A 22,541-nucleotide genomic window follows, 5' to 3' on the forward strand; every position below is an offset into this window, starting at 1 on the left:
CACCCGGAACAGTTTCGGATACGATCCGGGTGGAAGGGTGGAGGGTGCGGGCTGGCCTGGTTCTAGGCGTGAAATTCAACAAAAAGTTGACTTGGCACCGACGCATGCCAAGGCAGTGACGTCATGACTTTCCTACAATTACTCCTGATTGCAGTCGTCCAGGGAATCACGGAATTCCTGCCGATTTCCTCGTCAGGCCATCTGATTCTCATCCCCTATCTGACCGACTTTTCGGACCAGGGCCCGCTGATCGATGTCGCGGTCCATGTCGGCTCTCTGCTCGCGATCATTGTCTATTTCTTCAAGGATGTGGTCGTGCTCGCGCGCGGCGGATTTGCCAGTATTGGGATTGGGCAAGCCCCAGAGGCGCGCAAATTGTTCTGGTGGATTGTGGTTGGCACGATCCCGGCGGTTGTGTTTGGCCTGTCGATCAAGATGGGCCTGTTCAATGGACTTGCGGAAAGCGTGTTTGGCGTCACCATTGTTGATGGTGATTTGATGGCCTCGATCCGCTTCACTGATCTGATCGCCTTCAACCTTATTTTCTACGGTATCCTATTGGGCGTGGCCGATTTTTTTGGGCGCGAGGATAAGGCGTTTGAAAACATGACGTGGCGCGACGGCTTGCTCGTTGGTCTCGCGCAGGCGCTGGCGATCATACCGGGCACGAGCCGGTCGGGCGTTACCATGACGGCGGCCCGCGCGCTTGGGTACAGCCGGTTTGAATCGGCGCGCTTTTCCTTCCTGCTTTCGATCCCTGCGGTTGCGGGAGCCGGTGTGCTGATTGTGCCTGAGATTTTTGAGGCTGGGGCAACGCTGGCTTGGGACGCGCTGATTGCCGGCGTTCTCACATTCATCGCGGCATTTTTGACGATGGCGTTCTTGATGAACTTCCTGAAGAAGGCATCAATGCTGGTCTTCGTGCTGTACCGCGTGGCGATGGGCGCCGCCTTGCTGATCATTTTCTAGAGCGCGCGAGGAGCGACTAATGGCAATTCTCATATTGATCGTGATGGGCGCGATGCTGGGCTGGTTCGCGTCGATTCTGGCCCGCACAGAGGATGCGGGCGGCATTTTCCGCAATATCGGGCTTGGTCTGTTGGCGAGCGCGATTGGCGGGTTAGTGATGAACGGAGGCGCGCTGCTTGGCGCGCTCGGCTGGCTGGCGCTGGGCGTGGCCGCACTCGCGGCGCTGGTCGTGCTAGCGGCCTATAACCTCATCTTCGTGGTGAAGTTTTAGAAAAAGGTGCGCGGTTGAGAGGGATTTCGCGAGCCGAAGGCGAGTGCAAGGGCCTTGTGCCCGCCCGCAGCGACGCGACCTTCAGGTCGCATGAGCGAGGAAAAGCCAAGGCTGCGGATGCAGCCGCCGGCGTTTGAGGTCAGATAGGCTCCGCATTGCTCCCGCGCCCGCCGCGCAAGTGATATTCTTGGCTTCCGCGGTTCACCACATTGTCGACATCGATGACTGCGCTGTTCGCATAGGTGAAGCTGGCAGCTAAGCTGCGATAGAGCCGGTCAAAATCGCGCTCCACTGTCTGGCGATAGAGGTCTTCGAAGCTCTCAATCACAAAATATGTCGGCTGCAGATCGCTGATCACATAGTCGGTGCGCATGGCCCGGTCGACATTGAGCATGATGCGGTTGGGGCTCTTCGCCTCGGTCGCAAACACCACCTCTGTGGGGCCGGACAATATCCCAGCGCCGTAAGCCTTGATGCCGTCCGTCTCTTCGAGAAGGCCGAACTCAACCGTGTACCAATAGAGCGCGCCCAGCGCCTTTAGGCGGTTGTAACGCATCGCCTTCCACCCGGCCCGGCCATATTCCTGCATGTAATCGGCGAACACCGGGTCGGTCAGCATCGGCACATGGCCGAACACATCGTGGAACACGTCGGGTTCCTGGATGTAGTCAAAGGTCTCGCGCGTGCGGATGAAATTGCCTGCGGGAAAGCGGCGATTGGCGAGGTGCCAGAAAAACACGTGATCGGGGATCAGCATCGGGACCGGCACAACTGTCCAGCCGGTCAATGCATTCAATTCCTCTGACAATTTGCCAAATTCTGGCACGCCGCCGCGCCCCAGGTCGAGCTTTTCCAGGCCCGCCATAAAGGCGGTTGCCGCGCGTCCGGGCAGCACCTTCATCTGGCGCGCAAAGAGATCGTTCCAGATCGCGTGATCTTCCGATCGGTAATGCGCTTGCACCGGCTCAATCCAATCCTCACCCAAATGGTCAGGTTTTTTCAGCGGCGCGGTAAAAACGTCCTCCGGCAGTTCGGGGAGGCGCGCAAAATCGGTTTCAGGTTCGCTTAGTGTAGCCATGGCCTTCAGATTTGGACTACCACCGCGATAGTGCAAGGGTAAATCGCTCAAGAGAGGCAGGCGCATGAAGGGTAAGAAATTTCGCGAGGCGCTGGAGCCGCTGACCGAGGAACTGGTTGGAATGGCGCGCTGGGCGCGCACAACAGGCGCGCGGATCGTGGTGTTGTTCGAAGGGCGCGATACAGCTGGCAAGGGCGGCGCGATCCGGGCGGTGCGAGACAAGCTCAACCCGCGCCAATGCCGCACCGTCGCGCTCAGCAAGCCGACCGATGAAGAGCAGACGCAGTGGTATTTCCAGCGCTATATCGGGCATTTGCCCTGCGCAGGCGAGATCGTGCTGTTCGACCGGTCTTGGTACAACCGCGCGGGCGTGGAAGATGTGATGGGCTATGCGAACAAGGCCCAAGTTTCCGCCTTTCTGGAGCAGGCGCCCGTGTTTGAAAAAATGCTGACCGATGATGGCATTCTGTTGTTCAAATATTGGCTGACGACGGATCAGGAACGGCAGGAGGAGCGACTGGCCGAGCGGCTCGAAGATCCATTGAAGCGTTGGAAATTGTCGCCAGTCGATCTGGCTGCGCGCGAGAAATATGATGATTACACCCGCGCCCGCGAGGCCATGCTGCGCGCAACGCATACCGACAATGCGCCATGGACCTTGGTGGATTTCAACGATCAGAAGCGTGGGCGGCTGACGCTGATTCGTGATCTGCTCGACCGCTTGCCGGACACGCATGTGGAACCGCCAGAGATCGATTTTCCAGCGCTGAGCAGCGCGCCCAAGGCGGAAAGCTACGGCGTGATCGAGCCGCTTGCCGACTTTCCCGATTCAGATTGACAAAACCGCCTCATGATATAAATATGATATCATAATTATATCAAAGGAGGCATGGAATGTCCGACACAACCAACATTATGACCCGCAGCAGCGAGCGAGCGGGATCGGCCTATAATGGCTACGTCATGCTCGCGGTGCTGGCCGTGGTCACCGCTGCGGTGCTCTTCGTCATATTTGGCGCGGTGCCAGAAAGCGGCGCGACCAAGCCAGAAAAGCTGGCGTTTGTCGGCACGATCGCGCTGGGAATTACAGTTGTACTGATCGGCGCAATCGGCTTTTTCATGATCCAGCCCAATCAGGCAGCGGTGATCACCCTGTTTGGCGAATATCGCGGCACCGTGCGCAAAGAGGGCCTGCAATGGGTCTGGCCGTGGATGATCAAGAAGAAAGTCAGCGTCCGCGCGCACAACATCCACTCTGAGAAGGTCAAGATCAACGATCTGCGCGGCAACCCGATTGAGGTTGCTTGCAATGTCGTGTGGCGTGTCTCTGACAGCGCGCAGGCGGTGTTTGATGTCGATGATTACAAAGAGTTTGTGAACATCCAGATCGAGGCAGGGCTGCGCACCGTGGGCGCGCGCCACCCCTATGATGATATGTCGGATGAGGACGAAACGACCCTGCGCGGCAGCGCCGATATCGTGAACGCGGAACTGCGTGAGGAGCTCAATGAGCGCCTGATCGTGGCCGGGATCATCGTCGATGAAGCGGGCCTTACCCACCTCGCCTATGCGCCGGAAATCGCCGGCGCCATGCTGCGCCGTCAGCAAGCCGATGCGGTGATTGCTGCGCGTAAGAAGGTCGTGATCGGCGCGGTCGGCATGGTCGAAGATGCGCTGTCCAAGCTCTCTAGCGATGGCATCGTCGAGCTGGATGATGAGCGCCGCGCGGCGATGGTTTCCAACCTGATGATTGTCCTGTGCGGGGACCGCGAAGCACAACCAGTCGTCAACGCCGGTACGCTCTATCAATAAACCGTGACAACGGGAGGCAGCCATGGCTGCACCGAAGAAAAAGGCTTTTGCGCTGAGACTCGATCCGGCGGTGCATGCGGCGATAGAACGCCTCGCTGCCGCCGAATTGCGCTCGGCCAATGCCGAGATTGAAATGCTCCTGCGCGAGGCTTTATCAGCACGCGGGATCAAGCTGGAAAAGAGCGAGCCGCCCCGCCGCGGGCGGCCGCCGAAGCAGGATTAGGGCGGGCTTAAGTGCTCGCCTTCGCCTTTGTGACTTGGCGGCCATCGGCGGAAAAGGCGCCCATTTCATAGCCATCATCAGATCGCCGCATCACCAGGTGCAGCGGCTCATCGGCGACCGCTGGCGAAGCCCCGCGAAAGCTGAAACTGCGCAGCTTGTTTTCGCCAAGTTCGCGCGCGGCCAATTGCAGCAACAGCGATGCAGTTAGCGGCCCATGCACCACCAATCCGCGATAGCGCTCCTGCACCTCAGCATAGGGTGCGTCATAATGGATGCGGTGCGAGTTGAAGGTCAGCGCTGAGTATCGAAACAGCAGGCGCGGGTCCGGCGTTAGCTCACGGTGCGCGTCCCACTCGGATGGATCGAACGTGCCCTCTCCAAGCTTTGGCGGCGAGAGCGGTGCATCTGCCGGTGCAGCCTCGCGGAAAACCAGAGTCTGCGTCTCGCTTACGGCGAGCGTGCCGTTTGCGCTCGTCTCGTGTCCGACATTGACGAACACCAGCTCGCCCGAACCGCCCGATTTTGCATCGACTGATAGCACTCGGCTGGTGCGGGCAATGCTCGCGCCAAGAGGGATTGGGGAGACGAACCTGATCGCGCTGGAGGCCCACATCCGGCGCGGCATTGGCACCGGCGGTAGGAAGCTGCCCGCGCTGTCATCTCGGGCGGGATGGCCATCTTCGCCCAGGTTCGCGGTTGGGGCATCGGGCGTACATAGGGCTAGGTGAATGCCTTGCGGCATCAGCGCGGGCTCTGGCTTGGGCAGATCAAATGTCGCCAGCCAGCGCGCAGCTAGCCCCTCGTCGAGCCTGTCAGAGCTGCGCTGTTCGCGCCCGATCCATGCGTCCCATTCGCTCATCAGACTGCTCGCTCAAATACGGCAGCGATGCCTTGCCCGCCGCCAATGCACATCGTCTCCAGCCCGTACCGCGCGCCGCGCCGATGCATCTCAGCGGCCATGTCGGCAAGAATGCGTCCGCCGGTCGCGCCAATTGGGTGGCCGAGAGAGATACCCGAACCATTGACGTTGAGGATCGCGCGGCGGCTGTCATCCTCGGACCAGCCCCAGCCCTTGAGCACTGCCAGCACTTGCGGGGCGAAGGCCTCGTTGAGCTCGACGAGGTCAATGTCGTCCCAGGAGTATCCGCGCCGTTCGAACAGGCGCTGCGTCGCTGGGACGGGGCCGATGCCCATGCGGCTCGGGTCGCAGCCCGCCGCCGCCCATCCGCCAAACCACAGGCTTGGCTCCAGGCCCAATTCTTCAAGCTTGTCCTCGGCCACCACCAGGCATGCCGCCGCTGCGTCATTCTGCTGGCTGGCATTGCCAGCGGTGACGATGGCGTCGGGATCACGCTTCAGGTCGAGCGCGCGCAATTTCGCGAGGCTTTCTTCGGTGGCATCAGCGCGGAAACCTTCGTCACGCGCGACTGTGATGGGGTCGCCTCGCCGCTGCGGCACATCGACCGTCACCAATTGCTCATCGAACTTGCCAGCTTCCCATGCGGCGGCGGCGTTCTGGTGGCTGCGCACGGCAAAAGCGTCGGCTTGTTCGCGGGTGATTTCATAATCCTTGGCGAGGTTTTCCGCCGTCTCAATCATGCCGGTGATCACGCCAAAGCGCTCGATTGGCTGGCTCATTAACCGCCCGCGAGACAAGCGATCATGCAGGGTGATGTCGCCCATGCGCGCGCCGCCGCGTCCTTGGATGGTGTAGTGTTCGACGTTCGACATGCTCTCGCACCCGCCCGCGACCACAACGTCGGCCATACCGGTCTCAACCATCATCGCCGCATTGGCGACCGCTTGCAGACCTGATCCGCAGCGGCGGTCAAGCTGATATCCCGGCACTTCGAGAGGCAGACCCGCCGCAAGCCAGGCCCAGTGCCCGATCGCGGGCGCTTCGCCATTGCCGTATCCTTGGGAGAAGACGACGTCGTCGACGCGGGCCGGATCAATCCCGCTGCGTTCCACCAGCGCCTCGAGAATGACCGCGCCCAATTGCCCGGCGTCGAGGCTGGAGAGCCCGCCCAGAAACTTGCCTACGGGGGTGCGGAGGGGGGAAACGATGGCTGCTCTTCTCGACATTCAAATCTCCGTTTGCCCTGAGCTTGTCGAAGGGCTGCTCTTCACTTTGTGCACGCAGCTAGAAGAAAGTGTAGTGCTTCGACAAGCTCAGCACATGCGGTTTCTAGGTGCGGTCTTTATCTGAGAGGGCCACAGTTCCTGCATCCACCAGTTTAGCAATAGCGCCCGATGATAGGCCGAGCCGCTCAGCGAGCACTTCTTCGGAATGCTGGCCAAGGAAAGGCGCAGGCGCGGGGTCTCCGGCCTCATGCTCCGGCATATTCGCAAAGCTGCGGGTCGCCGGATATTCGAAGCCCGATGGGTTCGCAGGCGAGGGGCCGAACAGCGGATTGTCGTCCACCAGCACCGGGTCGGTTGAGGCCTCATGGTGCGAGCGGTATTTCTCAAAGGTGCAGCCCTCGGCCGCCATGCGGGCAGAAAGCGTCCAATAATCTTGGGTTTCCGCTGCGCTTTGAAACAGGTCGAATAGGCGGTGGCGGTTCTCAAACCTAGGCCGGTCACCGGCGTTGAAATCAACACCCAGTTCAGTCTCAAGCGCGGTGATTTGCGCCGACACTTCGAATGCCTTGACCAGGCCAGTCCACTGCTTTGGTGTGAGCGCGGCGACCATAAAGCGGGTGCCGCACATGGTCTGAAAATCGCGCCCGAACGCACCCCAGATCGCATTGCCCAGCCGCTCGCGGTCCGATCCGCGATAAAGCATTTCAGCAAGGGTGCCCGAATTTGCCATCGTCCCAATCGCGACATCGCCCAGGGGCACGCGCATTTCTGCGCCGTGTCCAGTTGCGGTGCGATTATGAAGCGCCGTCATCAAGGCAAAGGCTGAATAGGCACCGGTGATGAAGTCCCATGCGGGCAGCGGCTGGCTGACCGGCGGCGCAGTCTTGGCGTCCCATTCTTCCGGTCCCGTCATCAGCGGATATCCAGCGGCGGCGTTGACGGTGAAATCCATTGCCTGCCTGCCATCGTGCCAGCCCATGATGCGAACCGAGATCATATCGTCACGCTTCGCCTGCATCGCCGCGTGGCTGAGGAAGCTCTTTTCCGGCAGGTTGGTGATGCACTGCCCGGTCTTCGCGGCCAGCTCGACACACAGCTCACGCCCCTCGCCAGAGCGCAGGTCGAGCGCGACCGACTTTTTGGCGCGGTTGAGGTTCTCCCAAGAGAGGCTGCGGCCTTCTTCGGTCAGCATATAGCGGTCGTAATCGAGCCCGCCTGCCTTGTGATCGACGCGGATCACCTCAGCGCCCATTTGCGCGCAATACAGGCCAGCGGTTGGCGATGCGACAAAGCTGGAGACTTCGACGATCGAGAGGTCATTGAGCAGTTGGTACATAGTGTTTCCTGTCTTAGCGGTTAGCTACCGCTCGCGGACCAAGCCACCCGCACCTATTCAAACATTCTTCTCCCACTCGCGCAGCATATGCTTGGCAATTTGAAGCTGGAGAATTTGCGTGGTGCCCTCGTAAATCCGGTAAATCCGCGCATCGCGGTAGAAGCGCTCTGCGTCATATTCAGCGAGGTAGCCCGCGCCGCCATAAATCTGCACGACTCTGTCCACGACGCGGCCACACATTTCCGATGCGAAGACTTTGAATGCGGCCGCCTTGGTGATGATATTCTCGCCGCGATCCGCGCGTTCGGTCACATCGCGCATCATGCATTCAGCCGCATAAATTTCGGTTTCGCTGTCGGCCAGCATCGCTTGGATCAATTGAAAGCGTGCAATCGGCTCACCAAAGGCTTGGCGTTCATTGGCATAGCGCAGGGCGGAATTGAGCGCGCGCCGGGCATAGCCGGTTGCCGCCGCGCCCACTGAAATGCGGCCATTGTCGAGGCTCTGCATCGCAAAGCGGAAACCCTTGCCGGTTTCTCCGCCCAGCAAAGCATCGCCGGGGATCTTCACATCATCGAGCATGATGTCGGAGATATGGCTGCCGGATTGGCCCATCTTCTTATCCGGCGATCCGGTGGAAATGCCCGGAGTGTCCATCGGCACCAGAAACGCGCTGACATGGGCGTTTTTGGGCAGGTTCTCTTTTTCGGTCCGCGCCATGATCAGGGCGACATCGGCATGCGGGGCATTGGTGATGTAACGCTTGGTGCCATTCAGCACCCAGCCATTGCCATCGGGATCAGGGGTCGCGGTGGTTTGCAGGCCGGCGCTGTCGCTGCCCGAACCCGGTTCAGTTAGGCCAAAGCAAGCGATCTTGCCTTCGACCAGCTTTGGGTACCATTCGGCCCGCTGCGCCTCGGTGGCGCCGTTCTTGAGTGCGCTCGCAAACATGCCAACATTGATTGAGAAGATTGAGCGATAGGCGGGCGCGGCGTAGCTCATGGCGTTGACAACGCGGGCATATTGGCGGGTGTTTAGGCCTGCGCCGCCATATTCTTCAGGTACGGAAATCCCGAACAGGCCCATGTCGCGCATCTCATCGACAATCTCTGGCGGGATCGCATCGTTTTCTGATGACGTCGTTTTCGCCCGGGATCAGGCGCTCTTTGACATAGCGGTCGAGTTGCTCGGCGAATTGCTCAAACGTGTCGTGATCCATTCCAGCGTTGGCTTGGCCTGCACTCATTATCGGTATCGTCCTTTGGCGCTTATGCGGGGGAGCTATTGCGGATTGTCGCTTGTGCTTTCTTCTGCGCTTTCGCCGGTTGTTTCAGATGGGTCTGGAACGACGGGCGCAGCTGTGGGCAGCACCTCTGGCGGCAGTCGCCGCTCATCCAGCATTTCAGCGGCTTCATCGAGCGCTTGGGCCTCACCTTCGCTCACTGCGCCGGGGCCCGTATCACTGCCTCCGCCGCCGCAAGCAGCCAGAGCCAGCGAGATCGGCGCGCCAATCGCGGCGCGCGAAAATGGGAAGCGGGCGGCGGCGCGGCTGTTTTCGCTGCGATCTGCCAATGCCCGCTTCCCGATCATTGAGTGGATTACTCGGTCACTGCTTCAGCAGCATTTTCCGCTGCGTCGGCGACTTCATCTAGGCTCGAGCTAGCCGCTTCGGCGGCTTCAGCTGCGGCGGCTGCTTCGTCGGCTACCACTGCGGCTGCGTCTGCGGCTTCGGTGGCGGTTGCCTCGTCCACGGCAGTGTCCGCTGGATCAATGTCTTCAGCAACCGCTGCGCCGTCTTCAACCGGCTCGTCTACGATTGGCTCAAGCGCATCATCCGCTGGCATCTCAACCGTATCAGCGGTGGCATCGACCGATGCATCGTCCGCGCTGCCGCAGGCGGCGAGTGCAAAAGTGGCTCCAGCCACAGCGATTATGCTTGTTAGTTTCTTCATGGGTTTTCCTCCTGAGTGACCCTGATTTGTTTTGGTAGGGCGTGTCCCCACCCTTGCCCGGCGCTGGTGTAGCCGCCTGAGGCCCCGAACGCCAAGCGCGAATTCAATATTCTGGCCGATAGTTGTACCGCGCAGGGACGCAGGGCGATTGCCCGGCGGCGCGGGGCCAAGCTGCTGCTATTATTGCGTTCATGAACAAAAAACTCGCTGTATCCGCCTTGGCCCTCGCAATTTGGGCTCCTTCCGCTGTCGCTCAACAGGGCGGCGGGGATTTCACCATTGTTGAGACCGGACGTTCCTATGGGTCGCTGCAAAGTGCTGTAAGCGCGGTCGGATCAGGCAAAGCCACCATATCAGTGGCTCCGGGCACCTATCGCCAATGTGCGGTTCAGGAAGCGGGCGTGATCACTTACACGGCTGAAAAGGCGGGCAGCGCCGTTTTTGAACGCACCGCCTGCGAAGGCAAAGCGGCGCTGGTGCTGCGCGGTGCGGGCGCTGAAATTCGCGGGATCACATTCCGCGGCATTTCTGTCGGTGATGGCAATGGCGCTGGGATACGGCTTGAGCGCGGCAGTCTCAACATTGCCTATTCGCGCTTTGAAGACAGCCAGCAAGGAATCCTCACCGCCGACGACGCGCGCGGTTTCATCTATATCGCCCGCTCGACCTTTAGCGGGCTCGGCACGTGCGAGCATTCGGCTGGCTGCGCGCATTCGATCTATGTCGGCAATTATGGCGAACTTTCGGTGGTCGACAGCCGCTTCGAACGCGGAACCGGCGGGCATTATGTGAAGGCACGCTCTGGCAAGGTGACGATCCGTGGCAATTCGTTCGACGATGCGAGCGGGCGCGGGACCAATTACATGATCGACCTGCCCGCCGGTGCGCGCGGCACGATCACCGGCAATTGGTTTGTGCAAGGCCGCGATAAAGAGAACTATTCCGCCTTTATCGCGCTAGGCGCAGAGACGGTAATCCATCCATCCGATGGCCTGCGGGTTCAGAACAATGAGGCGCGCTTTGTACCCGGCCTCAGCCGTTCCAGCGCGTTTTTGGCTGATTGGACCGGATCAAAAGTGGTGATGTCAGGCAACCGTTTGATGGACGGCGTGACGCAATATCAACAGCGCTAAGGCTCGGGAGGCTGGGCTTCACCCAAATGCGGGCGCGTATTTGACCTCGCCTTTGGGCAGGTCGCCTGTCAGCAGCAGGCATTGGAAGTATTCCGCAGGCCCGCCTGCATAGGTCAGCTGCGGCTCATGCTTGAAGCCGAAGCGCGGGTAATAGTCCGTGCTGCCAATCAGAATGATGCCGCTTGCGCCGAATTCTCGCATGTCCGCAATGCCGCGCCGGATCAGCCGCCCGCCAATATCCTGCCCTTGCAATTCTGGACGCACGGCGAGCGGGCCGAGGCCAAACCAACCCTTTGCGCCGTCCGCGATCGTCACCGGCGAGAAGGCAATATGGCCGACGATTTGCGCGGCATCCTCCGCGACCAGGGACAGCGTTAGATCGCCGTCCTTGCGCAATTGATCGATGATACCGGGCTCGCTGCCATTGCTGAACGGCATCGGGCGAAAGGCAGCTTCCGTGATCGCATGGATTGTGCCTTCATCACCGGGAGCCTCGGGCCGGATGGTGATCGCCGTCATTTCAGCAAATGCCCTGATTTGTCGCGCTTGGTCGCCAGGTAGTGCGTGTTGAACGGGTTGTCGGGCAGCTGGTGTTGCACGCGCTCGCTGATGGTCACGCCCGCTGCGGTGAGCGCTTCAACCTTGCGCGGATTGTTGGTCATCAGGCGAATGGTACGTGCACCGAGCAGCTCCAGCATTCGCGCCGCCACAGGAAAATCGCGCGCTTCATCGGGCAGGCCTAGGCGCTCATTGGCCTCCACCGTGTCAAACCCGGCGTCTTGCAGGCTGTAGGCGCGCAGCTTGTTGATGAGGCCAATGCCGCGGCCTTCTTGCCGCAAATACAGCAGCACGCCCCAACCGCCCGATGCAGCCTCGTCGGCCATGGCGGCCAGCGCGGCGTCAAGCTGAGGCCCGCAATCGCATTTGAGGCTGCCCAGTATATCGCCGGTCAGGCATTCGGAATGGAGGCGGACTAGCGGCTGTTTGTCGCCGCTTTGTGTGCCAATGATCAGCGCCACATGCTCGCGCGTATCGGCGCTAGAGCGGAAGGCAACAATCTCTGCTGTTTCACTGGCGCTCACCGGCAGCCGAGCCCTGGTTGCGATGCTGAGCGCCCCGGTTTCGGAATAATGGGCAAGGTCGGTGGCCGCGATACTTTGCGCCTCACCGGCATTGTCGGGATTGACCAGAAAGGCGGGCAGTATTCCCGCAATCCGCGCCAGTTCCAGCGCGGCGGCGGCGGTCTCTTCCCAGTTCAAGCTTTCCGCGCGAAAGGGTCCCTTTAGCGGGTTGCGCAGATCCAGCGCCGGGTCCGCAATCGGCAATGCCTCGCGCAGCCCAAAAGGCTCCCCGCCGCAGATCAGCACTGGGGCATGCGGGACAGCGGCGGCGCGCTGATTGGCAAGCTTTAAGGTTGCAGCCCGTGCCGCTGAAATCAGCATTTGCGGGGCGGTGGCCTCCCGCGCGATCGCGGTTTCTACCGGCAACAGAACGGGCCCACCGACAAAGGCCAAGGGCCAGCCATGGCGCAGGGCATCGACCGCTTGCGCCGCGCGCCGAGCGGGTGAAGGATCAGAGGCGGGCGCCTCGTTCAGAGCGAAAACTCTGTGATCAGCGGAATGTGATCAGATGGCTTTTCCCAGCTGCGTGCATCCTCCACGATGCGGTGGCCGGATGCCTTAGCCGCCAGCGCCGGGCTCGCCCACATGTGATCGAGCCTGCGCCCGCGATCATTCTTGCGGTAGTCGGGCGAGCGGTAGGACCACCAGCTGTAATACCGCTCTGGGTCTTTGATGAACTCACGCCCGACATCGACCCAATCATGGGCCGCCTTGAACTTGTCCAAAGTGTCCACCTCCAGCGGAGTGTGGCTGACGACTTTCAAGAGCTGTTTGTGACCCCAAACGTCGCTTTCCAGCGGAGCGATGTTGAAATCGCCGACGATCATGGTGGGCTGATCAATCGAGCCCGCCCAATCGGTCATGCGGGCCAGAAAATCGAGCTTCTGACCAAACTTTGCGTTCACTTCGCGGTCGGGCACATCGCCGCCAGCGGGCACATAGACATTGTCGAGGCACATCAGGGCGTTGCCATCTGGCGCATCGAGCAGCTCAACGCCGACATGGCGTGCCTCACCATTGGCCTGCCAATCGTGCCGCGAATATTCGCGCAGTGGCACCCGGCTGATGGTGGCCACGCCGTGATAGCCTTTCTGTCCGTGCACCGCGATGTGTTCGTACCCCAGCTTCGCCAGCGCATCGGCGGGAAATTGATGCTCCTGACATTTGATTTCCTGCAGGCACAGGACGTCGGGCGAATGCTCGGTCAGAAAGCGCTCAACCTGGGGGAGGCGCAGGCGGACAGAGTTGATATTCCAAGTGGCGATAGAGATCATGCGATTGCTTTAGGTTCGCACATATCGCCTTAGCAAGCCGCGATGAGAGAAAAGCGATGGATCATGCTGTAGTTTCACTTTCCTGTAGCATCAGATGCGGATAGCGAGGACGCATTGTTTTTCGGAGGCCCAATTATGTCACTCACCCGCACTTTCGGCTTGATCCTCGCTGGGACAGCGCTGTCTTTGGGCGCATGCTCTAATCCAGAAAGCCGCCAAGGCGTGGCGAGTGCTTCGACGTTGCCACCGCCATCAAACGAGGAAATTGCGGCTGAAAAGAAAGCGAAGAACGTCATCCTGTTCATAGGTGATGGCATGGGCATTTCGACGATTACTGCCGCGCGGATCTATGCAGGGCAAAAGCGCGGGCAATCGGGCGAGGAATATGTCCTTCCGTTTGAAAAGTTTGACAATGTCGCGCTGGTGAAGACCTACAACACCAACGCGCAGGTGCCCGATAGCGCAGGCACTGCCACTGCGATGCATTCGGGCAAGAAGACCAAAATCGGCGTGCTGGGGGTCGGGCCAGAGGCGGAGCGCGGAGACTGCGCATCCGGTCTGGCGAATCCCCTGCCGCTGCTCGGCGAAGAAGTGAAACAGCGCGGCCTTGCGCTGGGCATCGTCTCCACCGCGCGGATCACCCATGCGACACCGGCGAGCGTCTATGCCCGCAGCCCCGACCGCAATTGGGAGGCGGATGCCGCCATCCCAGAGGATGAGCGCGGAAAAGGTTGTGAGGATATTGCGACGCAGCTGATCGGCTCTAGCTTTGAGGTCGCGCTGGGCGGAGGGCTCGGCGCGTTTTACGGCAGTGACGTCGGCGGGCGCCGCTCGGAGGCCACGGCCAATCTCCCAGGCCTATGGGTTGCGCGCACGGGCGGCACGTTTGTGCGCGACAAGGACGCCTTGGCCGCTGCTCCAACCGACAAGCCTGTGCTGGGCCTCTTCTCCGGTAGCCACATGACCTACATGGCAGAGCGCATGGACGGCAGTGACAAAGGCGCGAGCGAGCCGACCCTGACCGAGATGACCAGCCAAGCAATTGCACGGCTGAAAACTGATCCAGAGGGCTATTACCTGATGGTCGAAAGCGGCCGGATCGATCACGGCCACCATGCGGGCAAGGCGGGCTTTGCATTGGAAGAAACGGTCGAGTTTGCCAATGCGATCCAATATGCGATCGAAAACACGGACCCGGAAGAAACGCTGATCATGGTGACGGCGGATCACAGCCATGTGTTCACCATCTCTGGCTATCCGCGGCGCGGAAATGACATTCTCGGCCTCGTCGTTCCGCCAGAAGGTGATATTTCCAACCCAGACGAGCCCACGCTTGCAGAGGATGGAAAGCCTTACACAACATTGGGGTATTGGAACGGCCCCGGCGCGCTGCATGATCACAGCGAGCGACCCGCGCCGGAAACCGGCGTAAATGCACAGCAACAAGCGGCAATTCCGCTTGGTAGCGAAACGCACGCTGGCGAAGACGTGGCGCTTTATGCTCAGGGCCCCGGAGCAGACAAAGCGCGCGGCGTGATCGAGCAGAATGTGGTGTACGATATCATCCGCAATGCGTTTGGCTGGGAATAAAACCACGCAGGTCGCCTGATTTTCTTTTCCGCACGCCGTCCGGCGCGCGATATCCTCGCTGATGCGATCAGAGATCGCGTCGCTGCGGGCGGCCGCAAGGGCCTTGCGGCGCTGCGCGCCGTGCTCCGCGACCAAGCCTATGAGATCGAGCTGGTTGGGTCTGTAACCAGCGGACCGCTAAGGCCGGATGGCCTGCGCCCGGCGCTTGAGGGCACAGAGAATATCCAACAAAAAACCCTCACCCCGGGGGCAATGGGGCGAGGGTTCCATGTGAGCGTTCGTCACGCTTGTACAAATCAGTCTGAACGAGGGTTGGGGCAACAGGGGGGAAACCCGCCCTCAACCGATTTGCAAAAGAAAATTACGCCTATTCGCCTTACAGGTAAATGAATATGTGCCGGAGTTTGTCGTATTCCTACAACTAAACGCGGTTAAACCGTTCAACCTGGCCGACGAGATGATTTGCGCGGATCTCTGAATCGAAAGGCGCTGTCAGCAACGGACATTCCATAGCGATGATTCTTTAGCCGAACGGTGGTGCGGTGATTCTGCGAATCAAGCGCCACCCAGTGGGTCAACTGCCATCCGCCAGGCGCCGTGCCATCGCGGACAAAGATCATATTGATCACGCCAAATTCGGGCCGCTTGGGATCGCGCACTTCGACGCTGATCACATCGTCATTGCCGGTCGGCATCATCTTGCCGAATTTCTTCACATCGCGCGTGGGATCAAGCAGCGCGCCGAGCGGCGAGTTCTGGATTGGCCAGCGTTCAACCTGATCAACGGTGTAATCGATCAAATAGAGCGATTTGCCGTTGGAGACGACAAGCAGATCGGTCCCCTTCTCATATTCGAAGCGGATCTTACCCGGCCGTTTCAGCGTCATTTCGCCTGCGATGACATTGCCCTGACGATCAATCTGCGAGAAATCCGCCTTCATGGTCGAGATCGCGCGCAATGCGCCAGCGGCTACGTCTAGGTCATTCGCCTGCGCATAAGCAGGCGGCGCGGGGGCAAAGCTGGTTTCTGCTGGCAAGCCAAAGGCTGCGGCAATGGCGGCTGCGCTCGCGGCGGTGGCGGCAAGCGGCTTTGAATATCTAAAAATGTTCATGCTCATAACCTGTGCGATTAATGCGTTGGCGTTGAACTGCGGCTGAACTGAGCGTTTTGCAAGCGCTTAAGCGCGCCAGTTACAGCGCAGCCTGCGCCATACAACGCAAAACCGCGCCGAAGCGCGGTAGTGGACGCCATATGCGGGGCGCATCCGCTGAAGATCTGGAAGCACCGCAGGCAATCTGCCGGGCCAAGGCCCGCTGCAGAGCTGCGGTCAGAAGCTTACTTGATTTTGGCTTCTTTGAATTCGACGTGCTTACGAACAACCGGATCGTACTTACGGAACACCATCTTTTCGGTGATGTTGCGCGGGTTCTTTTTGGTCGTGTAATAAAAACCCGTGTCGGCGGTCGAGACGAGCTTGATCTTGACGGTTGCGGGCTTCGCCATCGCGTTATCCTAATTCTATCTGGTGGGCCCACCCAACTAAGCGCGTTTGAGCCGAAAAAAATCAGGCGACGCGCGGAGCATCGCCTTGCAAGCCGCGCCATTTATCGATTCACCGCTCAGAGTCAAGCAAATCTGACTATTCGGCGTGGGCGTGAGCCTACCAATCAGAGCGGCTGGGTTTGCTGCGATTGGCCTTCACCGTGCCGCGCGCTTTCTTCGATTTGAGGCGCTTGGTCTTGCCCACCCGGTTGATCCGGGTTTTCGCCCGGCGTTTGGGCTGTTTATGGGCCTCCTCCAGCAGGTTCTCCAGCTTCTCTCGTGCAAGGCCGCGATTGGCCTCTTGAGTGCGGTGTTCGCGCGCCGTGATCAGCAGTTCGCCCGCCGCCGTCAGCTTGCTGCCCGCAAGCGTTCTGAGCCGTGCGAAAACCGGGGGCGGCAGGCGCAGGGCGTAGATATTAACGCGCAGCTGCACTTCAGTCGCGACCTTATTGGCGTTCTGCCCGCCGGGGCCGGAGCCTGCGAGGAAGCTCTCCTGCGCTTGGGCGTGCGCGCGTTCGAGCAGGTCTTTATCCATCGTCCTGTTCGGCGTTGATGGTGGGTTCGGCCACTTCGGGCGGTTCCGGCGCGGTCAGGCCAGCGCGCACGAAATCCTCTGGAAAGGGAGCATGGGCGGTGATCGTCGGCTTGGTGCTGCGCGCGATGCCAATGGTTTCAGCGTGCAGCATGGTGCGGCGTGCGCCCTTGTTCTGACCGCGCACCGGGCCGTAAACCGGATCGCCCAGCAACGGCGCGCCTAGGCCCAGCAGCGCATGAACCCGCAATTGGTGCGTGCGCCCGGTCTCTGGGCGAAAGCGGATTAGGGAGCGCTGCTTATCGCCCTCGCCAATGGTCTGCAGCACCTCCCAATGCGAGATTGCAGGCTTGCCCTTTTTCGCCGCGATCATGCGCCAGCCCTTTTCCGGTGAGCTGATCTTTGAGAGCGCCAGTTCAATCGTGCCAGACGTTTCCGCTGGCACCGCGTCGAGCACGGCCAGATAGGTCTTGGATACGGCGCGGTTTTCAAACGCCTTGTTGAAGCGTTTGAGCGCCTTGGGATTGCGAGCCAGCAGCAGGCATCCGCTGGTGTCTGTATCCAGTCGGTGAACCGCATGCGGCAACCGCTGAAACCCCAGCTTCAGCTCATCGAGGTGATCGAACAGGCAGGGTCCGCCGCGGCGCGGACGATCCACTGGCAGGCCGGCAGGCTTATCGATCACGAGAGCCTCGCCATCTTCGAACAATATCGGGAGCATTGGGCAGGGCGCCTTTATGAAAGTTTGAGCCGGGCTGGATTTAGCCCGCGCAAGGCATTGCCTAGCACAAAACCATTTTCGAGGTCGGCAAGTGTGAGCTGCGCTTCGACCGCGCGGCCTTCAGCGATCAGGTGTTGGCGCAGAATGCCGGGCAGCAGACCGAGCGTGGCGGGCGGGGTCAGCAGCACGCTATCCTTATCGCCTGCGTCTTTCGCCACAAAGATATTGCTGAAACTGCCTTCCGTCACGAGGCCATCGTCGCGCACAAAGATGGCTTCATCCGCGCCGTGGGCGCGCGCAGCCGACAGCCCGTCTTCGTAAAAGCTGCGATCGGACGTCTTGTGTGCCAATCGCCAATCGGACGGATCCAGCGGCAGCGGTAGAGCGATGCACTCAAAGCCATTGTCTTTGGGAGCGGGCAGCGGGCCTGTTTCCAAAGCGAGCGAGCCGAGCCGAGAGACGAGCAGGCGAACCTTGCACGCCGCCTCCAGATCAAAGCACAGCGCCTGGATCTGATTGCGCGCAGCGTGGCGATCAAACGAAAAGCCAAGCGTCGCCGCGCTCGCTTTCATGCGGCCCAGATGCAGCTCCAGCAGGTCGATCCCGCTTTCCGGCTCAAACCGCATGGTCTCAATCAGGTCCACTTGCGGGGCGGTGTGATCGGGCGAGGCGCGCCGTACGAAGCCAGCTTTCACCTCGCTCTCGCGCCGCTCTGCAATCATCTCACTATCGGCAACAATAGCGGAGCCTACGCCCAGCACGGCATTGCCTTGCGCGTTCTCAATCGGGGTCAGGCGCAGGGTTCGAATAGCCACATTGAAGGCCGCCGAGCCATCTGCATCAATCCGGCCAATCGCGCCGCAATAGGGCCCGCGCGCATCGCGCTCATAATCACCGATCAGTTCCATCGCGCGAATTTTCGGCGCGCCGGTGATCGAACCGCAGGGAAACAGGGCGCGCACCAGATCAACCGGGCCATTGTCCGCGGTCAGGCGGGCGCGGACGGTGGAGACCATTTGATGCAATGTCGGATAGCTCTCGACCGCAAAGGGCTTGTCAACGCGCACGCTGCCGGGCTCTGAAATGCGGCTGAGATCGTTGCGCATCAGATCAACAATCATCAGGTTTTCGGCTTTATCCTTCTCCGACGTCGCCAGATCATCCGCCAGTGCCGCATCGGACGCTGCATCGGCTCCGCGTGGGCGCGTGCCCTTCATCGGTTTGGCTTTGGCGTCTTTGCCATCGAGCGCGACGAACAGCTCTGGCGAGAAGCTCAGCAGCCAGTGCGAGCCGTCAAACACGATCCCGCCATAACCAGCGCTCGCCGCGCTGCGCAGCTGGGCATAGATCGCCAGCGGATCGCCGCGATATGACCCGGCGAGCGGATAGGTAAGATTGGCCTGATAAATATCGCCTGCGCGGATCGCCTCTTGCAAGGCCTCGAACGCTTTGGCGTATCCTCCGGGGGAAAGCTGAGGGTCGAGCGGACCGATGGAAGATGCGCCCGCGCTGCCCGCGTCTGTGCCGCTGTCCTCAGCGCGCGCCGCCAGCCAGCCCGGCACATTGCAAGCGGGAATTTCCTGGGCCGCATCAAACAGGCCAAACCACACCAGCGGACCGTTCGCGCCGCTGCGGCTGACGGCGAGTTTTGCGAGCTTTGGCTCGAGCGCGAGGCCCGCTTCATAGGCGATATAACCGGCGAGCTCTCCGCCGTGCTCAGCCTGCGCAGCGCGCGCATCAACCAGAGCGCGTTCCACCTCGTCTGGGCGGTGGGCGGCAAAGATTTGTCGTGGGTTTTCATACAGGCGCGCAGGCGCAGCGGCGGCGCTGTCTGCATTTTCCTCGCGCGCATCGTCCAGCAGAATAAACGCAGTCACCTCACCCATATGCCCAGCCTTTAGAGTATCCACGCTTCAAGTCGACCACCTATGTCGCTGCATACGTTGCCGCGTGCAAGCGACACCTTGACCGCTTGGCCCTCTCACTTCACACATTCGGCAAGACAAAATGATAAAAAAGGGCGTTTTGCGAACATGAGCGATAAACCGGGCGAAATCTTTCTGGGGCTGGGCAGCAATGGCGAGAACCAGCATCTAGCGCTCAGTCGGGCGAACCGTCACGGGTTGATCGCAGGCGCAACCGGCACGGGTAAGACGGTGACCTTGCAAGGTCTGGCCGAAAGCTTTTCTGCCAATGGCGTGCCGGTGTTCGTTGCCGATGTGAAGGGCGATCTGTCCGGTATCGCCATGCCCGGCAGCGCGAAGTTCAAGCACGCCGACAAGCTTGAAGGCCGCGCCAAAGAGCTCGGCATGGACGACTATGATTATTCCGATAACCCAGTGGTTTTCTGGGATCTGTATGGCGAGCAAGGCCATCCGATCCGCACCACCATTTCTGAAATGGGGCCGCTGCTGCTCGCCCGCCTGCTCGATCTCAACGACACGCAGGAAGGGGTGCTACAAATCATCTTCCGCCATGCGGACGACAATGGCCTGCTGCTGCTCGATTTTGGCGATCTGCAAAGCATGCTGCAATGGGCGAATGAGAACGCCAAGGAACTCTCGGGCAAATATGGCAATGTGTCGAAGCAATCGGTCGGCGCGATCCAGCGTCAGCTGCTGAGCTTTGAAGCGCAGGGCGCGGATTATTTCTTTGGCGAACCTGCGCTCGAGATCGACGACTTTCTGCAATGTGATGAGACCGGGCGCGGCATCGTGAATGTGCTCGCGGCGGATAAGCTGATGCGCAGCCCGAAGCTCTACGCCACCTTCCTGCTGTGGCTGCTGGCGGAGCTGTTTGAGAGCCTGCCCGAGGTCGGCGATCCTGAAAAACCCAAGCTCGTCTTCTTCTTTGATGAAGCGCACTTGCTGTTCGACGATGCGCCAAAAGCGCTGGAGGAGAAGATTGAACAGGTCGTTCGCCTGATCCGTTCAAAAGGCGTTGGCGTATTCTTCGTCACGCAAAACCCGATCGACATTCCTGAAGAGGTCGCGGGCCAACTCGGCAACCGCGTGCAGCATGCCTTGCGCGCCTTCACCCCGCGTGATCAGCGCGCGATCAAGGCGGCGGCGGAAACCTTCCGGATCAACCCGGATCTCGATGTCGAGGAAGCCATCACGGAACTGAAAGTGGGTGAAGCGCTGGTATCGACCCTCGACGAAGACGGCGCGCCGACCATCGTACAGCGCACTTTGATCAAGCCGCCGCGTTCGCGCCTCGGCCCGGTCACCGCCAAAGAGCGCGCGATCATTCAGTCGATCAGCCCGTTTGAAAACAAATATGACGAGGCGATCGACCGCGAGAGCGCAGAGGAAATTCTGGCCGCGAAAAGCGCCGATGCCGTCGAGACCGCGCAAGAGGTCGAGGAGCAAGGCGAGGAAGAGGTGCGCAAGCGCCCGCGCAAGACCAAGAGCATGTGGGAAAAGGCCATATCGCGCGGCACGAAGGTGGCCGCAGGCGGAATGGCCGGCGCTGCAGCCTCTGCGATCCTCGGCAAGAAATCGCGCGCCAACCCAATGCGATCCGGGATCACATCTGCGGCTGGTTCCATCGCCACCGATCTGGCTGGACCAGTAGCCGGGCGGTTTGTGAGGAACCTCATCGGCGGCTTGATGCGCTGATCACGGGGCTTTGGCCCGCATGCTTGCTGCAAATCGACCCGTTCTGTGCTTCCGGTGCTCACGTGCTGTAAGCACGCTGCGCGCCGGTTCTCAAACGGATCAATTTTCGCCGACGCCTGCGAACCAAATCTCCCGCGATCAGGTTGGGGCTAAAAAGCAATGCACTGGCCTCAAACGCTCAAGACGTGATTTTCAAACTTTAGCCGTGCGGGCATTTTGAATTCGAACAGCGCTTCGCCGCCGGCTGAGTGCAGCATGTCCTCGCAAGCCTCGCGGTCTGAGCCGTCAAGCGAGGCGAGATAGTCGAGCCCGCGTTGGAGCATCCATAGGCTGAAGGGTGCAGCAATACGCTGACCCTTTGTGCCCTCAATCGTGAAATCGGCCATGCCGACCGCGCGCGGGATCTCTGTGTCCGGATTGGCGGTCAGCCACTCACCAAACATGCCCGCTACTTTCGCAAGATAGGGCACTTGCTCGCTCATCATTCGCGCCAGCACCGGCAGCAATGTTTCGGGAATTTCGTCATTGGGCAGGAACTCGCCGGATAGCGGCTCCTGCACGTCGACCATGCGGCGGACCCATTCGGTCACGCGCGGGGCCAAACGCTCCATAATCTCGCCCGATGCCGGGTCGCGGTAAAGGTGGGCATAGAGCGGTCCGATCAGGCCCAGATCACCGATCGAAGGCCGCGATCCCAATAGGAACGGATGCATCGCGAAATGCGCGTCCAGATCGGTCAACAGAGCTTCATAGCTTGCTTCAATTGCCGGGATTGTCGCCTCATTAATGCCGAGCATGGGGACGAAGCCGCGAAACATGCTGCCGCGTTCTTTGCCGGTCGCATATTGCTCCTCCGGCGTGCCATCCGGCAGCGCGGTCTTGCCAAATTCGCCGTAAACCCACTCTTCGTTGTAGTTCCAGCGGTAATGCATCGCTGGGATCACGAGCCATTCATCGCCAAAACATTCCAGCAGCAGCGCGGCAAGACGCTGGCGCGGTGTATCGGGATAGACCGACGGCCCGCCTTCGCTGGCTTCAAAGTGATCGATGATCAGCGTGGTGTCTTGCAGGATCGAGCCATCATCTTTCTGCATCACCGGAATAACCGGGCGCCCGACATTGGGGATGATGACCTTGGCATAGACATCGGGGGTGGAGAGCACCTCTGTGTAATCCACCTGCTTCCAATCGAGATAGCTGCGCGCCTTGCCGGAATAGAGCGAGAGCGGGGCGGCGTAGAGTGTTTGGGGCAAAGGGGAACTCCGATTGTGCTGTGCGGCG

23 protein-coding genes and 1 pseudogene are annotated in these 22,541 nt (G+C 60.4%); 8 read left to right on the forward strand and 16 right to left on the reverse strand.

The genetic code is table 11. The features are described from left to right. The first annotated feature begins 123 nt into the window (after nucleotides 1-123). Both AC0V6V_RS09720 and AC0V6V_RS09725 read left to right on the forward strand, forming a co-directional pair. Nucleotides 124-969, forward strand: a complete 846-nt coding sequence (locus AC0V6V_RS09720; RefSeq protein WP_486165183.1) for an undecaprenyl-diphosphate phosphatase — start codon at nucleotides 124-126, stop codon at nucleotides 967-969. Between the two features lie 19 nt (nucleotides 970-988). After that, on the forward strand, nucleotides 989-1,240 hold the full coding sequence (locus AC0V6V_RS09725) for a hypothetical protein (RefSeq protein ID WP_486165184.1): 252 nt from the start codon (nucleotides 989-991) through the stop codon (nucleotides 1,238-1,240). 139 nt (nucleotides 1,241-1,379) lie between these two features. On the opposite strand, the gene phhA is transcribed toward AC0V6V_RS09725, so the two are convergent. Beyond that, nucleotides 1,380-2,318, reverse strand: a complete 939-nt coding sequence (gene phhA / locus AC0V6V_RS09730; RefSeq protein ID WP_486165185.1) for a phenylalanine 4-monooxygenase — start codon at nucleotides 2,316-2,318, stop codon at nucleotides 1,380-1,382. 64 nt (nucleotides 2,319-2,382) lie between these two features. Between phhA and ppk2 the strand changes: the two genes are divergently transcribed. The 3 genes from ppk2 to AC0V6V_RS09745 are packed head-to-tail and all read left to right on the forward strand — an operon-like array spanning nucleotide 2,383 to nucleotide 4,353. Beyond that, nucleotides 2,383-3,156, forward strand: coding sequence for a polyphosphate kinase 2 (gene ppk2, locus AC0V6V_RS09735; protein ID WP_486165186.1), 774 nt, complete (start codon nucleotides 2,383-2,385; stop codon nucleotides 3,154-3,156). Nucleotides 3,157-3,212: 56 nt separating this feature from the next. After that, entirely contained in the window at nucleotides 3,213-4,130 is a 918-nt protein-coding gene (locus AC0V6V_RS09740) for an SPFH domain-containing protein (RefSeq protein WP_486165187.1), read from the forward strand. A 22-nt stretch (nucleotides 4,131-4,152) separates the two neighbouring features. Beyond that, nucleotides 4,153-4,353, forward strand: a complete 201-nt coding sequence (locus tag AC0V6V_RS09745) for a type II toxin-antitoxin system antitoxin (RefSeq protein ID WP_486137610.1) — start codon at nucleotides 4,153-4,155, stop codon at nucleotides 4,351-4,353. Between the two features lie 7 nt (nucleotides 4,354-4,360). On the opposite strand, the gene AC0V6V_RS09750 is transcribed toward AC0V6V_RS09745, so the two are convergent. From AC0V6V_RS09750 to AC0V6V_RS09775, 6 genes and pseudogenes are all read right to left on the reverse strand, one after another. Continuing rightward, nucleotides 4,361-5,212: an HTD2 family dehydratase gene (locus AC0V6V_RS09750; RefSeq protein WP_486165188.1), complete on the reverse strand. Its 852-nt coding sequence runs from the start codon at nucleotides 5,210-5,212 to the stop codon at nucleotides 4,361-4,363. Beyond that, nucleotides 5,212-6,438, reverse strand: coding sequence for an acetyl-CoA C-acetyltransferase (locus AC0V6V_RS09755; protein ID WP_486166315.1), 1,227 nt, complete (start codon nucleotides 6,436-6,438; stop codon nucleotides 5,212-5,214). The genes AC0V6V_RS09750 and AC0V6V_RS09755 overlap by 1 nt, the downstream gene beginning before the upstream one ends. Nucleotides 6,439-6,541: 103 nt before the next feature. Further along, nucleotides 6,542-7,774 (reverse strand): CoA transferase, encoded by a 1,233-nt coding sequence (locus AC0V6V_RS09760; protein WP_486165189.1) that lies wholly within the window; start codon nucleotides 7,772-7,774, stop codon nucleotides 6,542-6,544. A 57-nt stretch (nucleotides 7,775-7,831) separates the two neighbouring features. After that, a pseudogene (locus tag AC0V6V_RS09765) lies at nucleotides 7,832-8,993 on the reverse strand (acyl-CoA dehydrogenase family protein). A gap of 62 nt (nucleotides 8,994-9,055) precedes the next feature. Further along, nucleotides 9,056-9,364, reverse strand: a complete 309-nt coding sequence (locus tag AC0V6V_RS09770; RefSeq protein ID WP_486165191.1) for a hypothetical protein — start codon at nucleotides 9,362-9,364, stop codon at nucleotides 9,056-9,058. Between the two features lie 8 nt (nucleotides 9,365-9,372). Beyond that, entirely contained in the window at nucleotides 9,373-9,726 is a 354-nt protein-coding gene (locus AC0V6V_RS09775; protein ID WP_486165192.1) for a hypothetical protein, read from the reverse strand. Nucleotides 9,727-9,917: 191 nt separating this feature from the next. On the opposite strand from AC0V6V_RS09775, the gene AC0V6V_RS09780 reads away from it, so the two are divergent. Beyond that, the gene (locus AC0V6V_RS09780) at nucleotides 9,918-10,859 is read left to right on the forward strand and encodes a right-handed parallel beta-helix repeat-containing protein (protein WP_486165193.1); all 942 of its coding nucleotides are present in this window, start codon (nucleotides 9,918-9,920) and stop codon (nucleotides 10,857-10,859) included. Between the two features lie 18 nt (nucleotides 10,860-10,877). On the opposite strand, the gene AC0V6V_RS09785 is transcribed toward AC0V6V_RS09780, so the two are convergent. The 3 genes from AC0V6V_RS09785 to AC0V6V_RS09795 form a co-directional block, all read right to left on the reverse strand. After that, nucleotides 10,878-11,378 carry a GNAT family N-acetyltransferase gene (locus AC0V6V_RS09785; protein WP_486165194.1) on the reverse strand — a complete coding sequence of 167 codons (501 nt, stop codon included), beginning with the start codon at nucleotides 11,376-11,378 and terminating at the stop codon, nucleotides 10,878-10,880. Continuing rightward, complete coding sequence (ribA, locus tag AC0V6V_RS09790; RefSeq protein WP_486165195.1) at nucleotides 11,375-12,346, reverse strand: GTP cyclohydrolase II; 972 nt, start codon at nucleotides 12,344-12,346, stop codon at nucleotides 11,375-11,377. The genes AC0V6V_RS09785 and ribA overlap by 4 nt, the downstream gene beginning before the upstream one ends. 104 nt (nucleotides 12,347-12,450) lie before the next feature. Next, nucleotides 12,451-13,254 carry an exodeoxyribonuclease III gene (locus AC0V6V_RS09795; protein ID WP_486165196.1) on the reverse strand — a complete coding sequence of 268 codons (804 nt, stop codon included), beginning with the start codon at nucleotides 13,252-13,254 and terminating at the stop codon, nucleotides 12,451-12,453. Nucleotides 13,255-13,389: 135 nt separating this feature from the next. Between AC0V6V_RS09795 and AC0V6V_RS09800 the strand changes: the two genes are divergently transcribed. Continuing rightward, nucleotides 13,390-14,844 (forward strand): alkaline phosphatase, encoded by a 1,455-nt coding sequence (locus AC0V6V_RS09800; RefSeq protein ID WP_486165197.1) that lies wholly within the window; start codon nucleotides 13,390-13,392, stop codon nucleotides 14,842-14,844. Nucleotides 14,845-15,284: 440 nt separating this feature from the next. Here the strand turns inward: AC0V6V_RS09800 and AC0V6V_RS09805 are convergent, their stop codons facing one another. The 5 genes from AC0V6V_RS09805 to pabB all read right to left on the reverse strand — a co-directional run bounded on the left by AC0V6V_RS09805 (nucleotide 15,285) and on the right by pabB (nucleotide 19,526). After that, nucleotides 15,285-15,956, reverse strand: a complete 672-nt coding sequence (locus AC0V6V_RS09805; protein WP_486165198.1) for a LolA family protein — start codon at nucleotides 15,954-15,956, stop codon at nucleotides 15,285-15,287. 224 nt (nucleotides 15,957-16,180) lie between these two features. Continuing rightward, complete coding sequence (gene rpmG, locus AC0V6V_RS09810) at nucleotides 16,181-16,348, reverse strand: 50S ribosomal protein L33 (RefSeq protein WP_472639973.1); 168 nt, start codon at nucleotides 16,346-16,348, stop codon at nucleotides 16,181-16,183. 157 nt (nucleotides 16,349-16,505) lie between these two features. Next, nucleotides 16,506-16,922 (reverse strand): alternative ribosome rescue aminoacyl-tRNA hydrolase ArfB, encoded by a 417-nt coding sequence (arfB, locus tag AC0V6V_RS09815; protein ID WP_486165199.1) that lies wholly within the window; start codon nucleotides 16,920-16,922, stop codon nucleotides 16,506-16,508. Continuing rightward, nucleotides 16,915-17,640: an RluA family pseudouridine synthase gene (locus AC0V6V_RS09820; protein ID WP_486165200.1), complete on the reverse strand. Its 726-nt coding sequence runs from the start codon at nucleotides 17,638-17,640 to the stop codon at nucleotides 16,915-16,917. Before AC0V6V_RS09820 ends, arfB begins: the two co-directional genes overlap by 8 nt. A gap of 14 nt (nucleotides 17,641-17,654) precedes the next feature. Further along, nucleotides 17,655-19,526 carry an aminodeoxychorismate synthase component I gene (gene pabB / locus AC0V6V_RS09825; RefSeq protein WP_486165201.1) on the reverse strand — a complete coding sequence of 624 codons (1,872 nt, stop codon included), beginning with the start codon at nucleotides 19,524-19,526 and terminating at the stop codon, nucleotides 17,655-17,657. A 147-nt stretch (nucleotides 19,527-19,673) separates the two neighbouring features. Here pabB and AC0V6V_RS09830 point away from each other — a divergent pair, with 147 nt between their 5' ends. Further along, nucleotides 19,674-21,260 carry a helicase HerA-like domain-containing protein gene (locus AC0V6V_RS09830; protein WP_486165202.1) on the forward strand — a complete coding sequence of 529 codons (1,587 nt, stop codon included), beginning with the start codon at nucleotides 19,674-19,676 and terminating at the stop codon, nucleotides 21,258-21,260. A gap of 170 nt (nucleotides 21,261-21,430) precedes the next feature. On the opposite strand, the gene AC0V6V_RS09835 is transcribed toward AC0V6V_RS09830, so the two are convergent. Then, nucleotides 21,431-22,513, reverse strand: a complete 1,083-nt coding sequence (locus tag AC0V6V_RS09835; protein WP_486165203.1) for a glutathione S-transferase family protein — start codon at nucleotides 22,511-22,513, stop codon at nucleotides 21,431-21,433. Between the last annotated feature and the right edge of the window lie 28 nt (nucleotides 22,514-22,541).

This window comes from Erythrobacter sp. S249 (genome assembly GCF_057364975.1).